Origin of the sequence: Kitasatospora sp. NPDC036755, assembly GCF_040636595.1 — a bacterium.
Taxonomy (GTDB): domain Bacteria; phylum Actinomycetota; class Actinomycetes; order Streptomycetales; family Streptomycetaceae; genus Kitasatospora.
On the sequence record NZ_JBEZUT010000505.1, the window covers coordinates 1 to 4,232 of the forward strand.

Here is a 4,232-nt window from a genome sequence, read left to right on the forward strand (position 1 = left end):
CGCACGTCCGGGCGCTCGCCACGCTGGCGCTGGTCACCGCGATGCTCGGCCACTCCGCCGAGGCCGAGCGGCTGGCGGCCTCCGCCACCGCGCTCGCGCTGGAGTCCGGCGACCGCCGCCGGCTGGTCGACGCCAAGGTGCACCAGGGCTGGGTGAGCCTGGCCGTCGGGGACCGCGAGGGCGCCCAGCGCCGCTCCCGCGAGGCCCGGGAACTGCTGCCGGCCACGCCCGTCACCCAGGTCCACCTCTGGTCGCTGCTGACCGAGGCGCAGGCCCTGCCGCCGACCGTCCGCGAGGACGCCGCCGACCTCGCCTGGCACCGGCTGCTCGCCGCCTGCGAGGAGGCCGGGCTGCTGTACCTGCACGCGCTGGCCGAACAGTCCTACGCCGCCCACCTGTTGGCCCGCGGCCGGGAGCCGGAGGTGCGCGGCCGGCTGCGCACGGCGCTGGACCGCTTCCGCGCCCACGACCGGCAGGCGGGCTACGTCAGCGGGTTCACCACCAGCCTGGAGGAGTCGCTCGACCTGCGCACCGGCCGGCGGTCCGCGGAGGACTGAACGCGGCGGGACGGCTTCGAAACGGCGGCGGCGCGGCTCCGGGACGGCCCGGTCTGCCGGTCCGGCGTGGCCTGTCAGCCCGCGGCCGGAGCGGCCCCGCGCCCCGTCGGCGCGTACCCGTGCTCCGCCGCCAGCACCGGACGCAGCGCCCGGATCGCGTAGAAGTTGCGGGACTTGACCGTCCCCGGCGGCACCCCCAGACGGGCCGCGGCCTCCAGCACCGAACGGTCCTTGAGGTGGAGTTCGACCAGCACCTCGCGGTGGTGCTTCTGCACCCGGCGCAGCGCCAGCGCGATGTCCCGGGCCACCACCACCTGCTCGTACGGGTCGTCCGAGGCGGGCCGGTCCTCCACCTGTTCGCCGATCACTTCCTTGGCGCGGGCGGCGGCCATCCGGTAGTGGTCGATCGCGATCCGCCGGGCGACGGTGAAGAGCCAGGGCCGGCTCGCCTCCGGCCCCGCGGACAGCGCCTCCGGGTGCTGCCAGGCGCGCAGCAGGGTCTCCTGGAGGATGTCCTCGGCCTTGCCGCGGTCCCCGCCGGTGGCCCGCAGCAACGCGCGCAGCAGGTACCCGCCGTGCAGCCGGTGGATCTCGGCGAGCGTGTCGGGGTCGAGCGTCGGACGGGCCGGGGCGCTGGCGCCTCGGGGCGCGTCCGCCGGACCCCCGGACGACGGGGTGACGGACGTGGGCTGGGCGGCGGACGGCTTCGACACGCGCTACCTCTCAGGTCGGGCAGGGGCGCAACCCGGGCAGGGGCACGGCACGCGGGCAGGGCGTGCCGGGCACCGGCCGGACGTCCCCGGCGGTGGCTGCGACAGCACACTGCCGGAGTCCGCCAAGTCCGCACCAAGGATCCGCCAACGCCCCTCGTCAGGAGCACTCGGGCCGGCCCCGGGTGCCACCGTTGGCGGGCCCCGACGACTGTTGGCCGATCGTTAGCGGCCGTGAGCCGCCCGCGTCGGCCGGCTGCCGCGGCCCCCCGGCCGTCAGCCGCCCTGCCGTCAGCCCTCCGCCGTCAACCCCCTGCCGTCAACCCCCTGCCGTCAGCCCCCGCGAGCGCCCGGACCAGCTCCTGCACCCCGTCCTCGCCCCGGTGCTCGATCAGCACCGCGACCCAGGTCGCCAGCCGCTTGCGCTCCGCCCCCGACCACCGCGCGGCCGACGGATGCTCGTCCACGACCAGCGCCGTGGCCACGCCCAGCAGCCCCGGCTCGGGCCGCGGCCACCCCCGCCGCCCCGCCGGCACCGCGCGCAGCGCCAACCGCCGGGCGACCGCGATCACCTCCTCCACCCCCGCCTCCGGCACCGCCAGCCCGGCCGGCCCCGCCTCGACCGGCGCCCCGGCCCGCACCAGGGCCGCGACGAAATCCCGTACCTCCGACCCGTCCGCCGCCATGCAGCGTCCCCGCCCCGTCCCGTTCACGGGACTCACGCTCCTTCCGACTCGGTGGCACTCGGCGGACGCCGGGTGCCACCGAACGACGGTACCGATCGGTAGCCGGTCAGGCAGAGGGTTTTTCCGATGCGGTCTCCCGATGTGTCCACCGGGCGCTCCATACGCCCTGCCCCGCTCAACGCGCCCTCCGCCGACAGTGGTTCAGGTGAACCGGAAGCACTCCTTCAGCCGTACTCCCTGCTGTACGGACGGGCCGAAGCGGAGGCACCGGTCCGGCGCACCACGGACCGGGAGGTCCTCCGATGGCTTTCCCCGACGGCGCCCCGGTCGCGGGCGGCACCACCCCGGCCGCACCCGACTACTCGCCGGCCACCTGGCCCGAACCGGTCGCCCTGCGGCCCCGGCACCCGCTCGACCCGCTCGGCACCGTCCTGATCCCGCCCGCCGAACGGCGGTTGTTCACCCGGGCGGCGACCGGCGGACCGGCCCCGGCGACGGCGTTCCCGACAGCGGAACTCCCCGTGGTGACGCTCCCGACGGCCGCACTCCCGGCGACGGCGTTCCCGACGGCCGCGCCCGCGGCCGTCCCGGTCATGACGGCCCCCGGCCCGCTCCTCGCCCCGCCCGCCCGGCACCCCGGCCCGGAGGACCGCCCGCGCACCCGGCGGCTCACCCTCCCCGGCGGCACCGAGGCCCGACGGCAACGCCTGCTCGAACGCGTCCGGGTGCCGCTGCGGGCCCGCCACCGGATCGCCGTCCTGGGCGACCCCACCGAGGAGGGCACCGTCGCCCTCGGCGCCCTGCTCGGCGGACTGCTCGCGGAACACCGGGCCCACCCCGTGCTCGTCCTCTCCACCACCGGCACCCCCGGGAACGAGTTCCGCACCGGCAGCCGGCTCGTACTGCGGTCCGTCAAGCCGGACCCGGCCGCCCTGCGGCAGGCCCTCGACGAGGCCGACGGCCACTACCCCGTGGTCCTCGCCGACACCGCCGGCGCCCCGCCCGAGGTCCAACTCGCCGCCGCCGGCCACACCGACCACCTGCTGCTCCACGCCCGGGCCTGCGCCACCGGGGCCCGCACCACCGACGCCCTCATCGACCACCTCACCGCCCTCGGCCACGGCCACCTCGTCCACGGCGCCGTCGCCGCGTTCACCCCCGCCGCCCCCACCGACCGCCCGGTCGCCGACCGCGACCTCCTCCCCCACTTCCGCACCCGCTGCCGCGGCGCCCTCGCCCTCCCGCACACCGCCCCCGGCCGGCGCCCCCGCACCCGCCTCGACCACCTCGAACTCGCCGCCCTCGTCGGCGACGCCATGGCCGAACGGCAGCGGGCCGGGGCGGGAACCCTGGAAGTCGGCGCCCCTCGCTAGGGCGTCGGCACGGCACAGCCCTCGGAGCCGGGCTCCGCCGGTACACGACGGGCCCGGCGCTGATCGGAGCGGGGGCGGACGCGACCGTCATCCTCCTCGGCCCCGGGGACGACCCGACGAACGGGGTCCAGAACCCCGTGAAGGTGCTCCTGCGGGGGGCGAGACGGTGCCGGGGTTCCGCCCTCGGAACAGCCCGCCGATCCGGCTCTTCGCCCGCCTGGAACAGGGCTGTCTGCCGCTCGGCGCCGCCCTCCACCGGGGAACGCCCCCGGGGACCGTCCACGCCGGCCCGGCCGAACCGGAGTTCCGCGAACCGCTGAGCCGGGAGCTGCCGGACGTGGTCAGGCCGGACTCCGCACCCGGCGCCGTGCCGCCGGTGGACTGGCTCGACCAGGTGGCACCCGATCCCATCGGTGCCCTGGAGTCGTTCGCCCTCGGGTGGTTCCCCGCCGAGGAGGCGACCGGGAACGCGGCGGCCGGAGACGACGAGGCGGCAGCGGTGACCGGCGAGCTGCCACCGGCGCCGGCCGCCTTCCACCGCCTGGCCCGCCTGCGCCCGGCGCTCCACCGGTTCCACGACCCGGTGCTGAAGCAGCCGGAGCACACCGGGGACCGGCTGGTCCTCGCCCGGTGGGCGCAGGGCTACCGGGACCGGTCCATTCCGTGGCGGCGGCGGGAGCGGGACGGATCCGGTCCCGTCGTGTGGGAGACCGAGGACCCCCGGAGCGCCTACCGGGAGACGGCCGTCGGGCAGGAACCGCTCAGCCTCCTCGTGAGGACCCCGGCCACGGCGACGGGCGGGACGCTACCCAGCGGCCTCGGCTGTCCTCCGCCCGCCCCCGACGCCCTGTCGGGGCCCGGGCCCGGACAGGGCGTCGGGGGCGGGCGGAGGACAGCCGAGGCCGC

General features: G+C 77.6%; 5 protein-coding genes. 3 read left to right on the forward strand and 2 right to left on the reverse strand.

Features of this window, described 5'->3' with window-relative positions; translation table 11 throughout:
- Nucleotides 1–557 (forward strand): hypothetical protein (locus AB0E96_RS38860; protein ID WP_359831214.1); only part of this gene is annotated, 557 nt, incomplete at its 5' end.
- 74 nt (nt 558–631) lie between these two features.
- On the opposite strand, the gene AB0E96_RS38865 is transcribed toward AB0E96_RS38860, so the two are convergent.
- Both AB0E96_RS38865 and AB0E96_RS38870 read right to left on the reverse strand, forming a co-directional pair.
- Nucleotides 632–1,270: a sigma-70 family RNA polymerase sigma factor gene (locus AB0E96_RS38865; RefSeq protein WP_359831216.1), complete on the reverse strand. Its 639-nt coding sequence runs from the start codon at nt 1,268–1,270 to the stop codon at nt 632–634.
- 302 nt (nt 1,271–1,572) lie between these two features.
- Nucleotides 1,573–1,980 carry a hypothetical protein gene (locus AB0E96_RS38870; protein ID WP_359831217.1) on the reverse strand — a complete coding sequence of 136 codons (408 nt, stop codon included), beginning with the start codon at nt 1,978–1,980 and terminating at the stop codon, nt 1,573–1,575.
- 275 nt (nt 1,981–2,255) lie between these two features.
- Here AB0E96_RS38870 and AB0E96_RS38875 point away from each other — a divergent pair, with 275 nt between their 5' ends.
- Nucleotides 2,256–3,326, forward strand: a complete 1,071-nt coding sequence (locus tag AB0E96_RS38875; protein WP_359831219.1) for a hypothetical protein — start codon at nt 2,256–2,258, stop codon at nt 3,324–3,326.
- A gap of 166 nt (nt 3,327–3,492) precedes the next feature.
- Nucleotides 3,493–4,232 (forward strand): hypothetical protein (locus AB0E96_RS38880; RefSeq protein WP_359831221.1); only part of this gene is annotated, 740 nt, incomplete at its 3' end.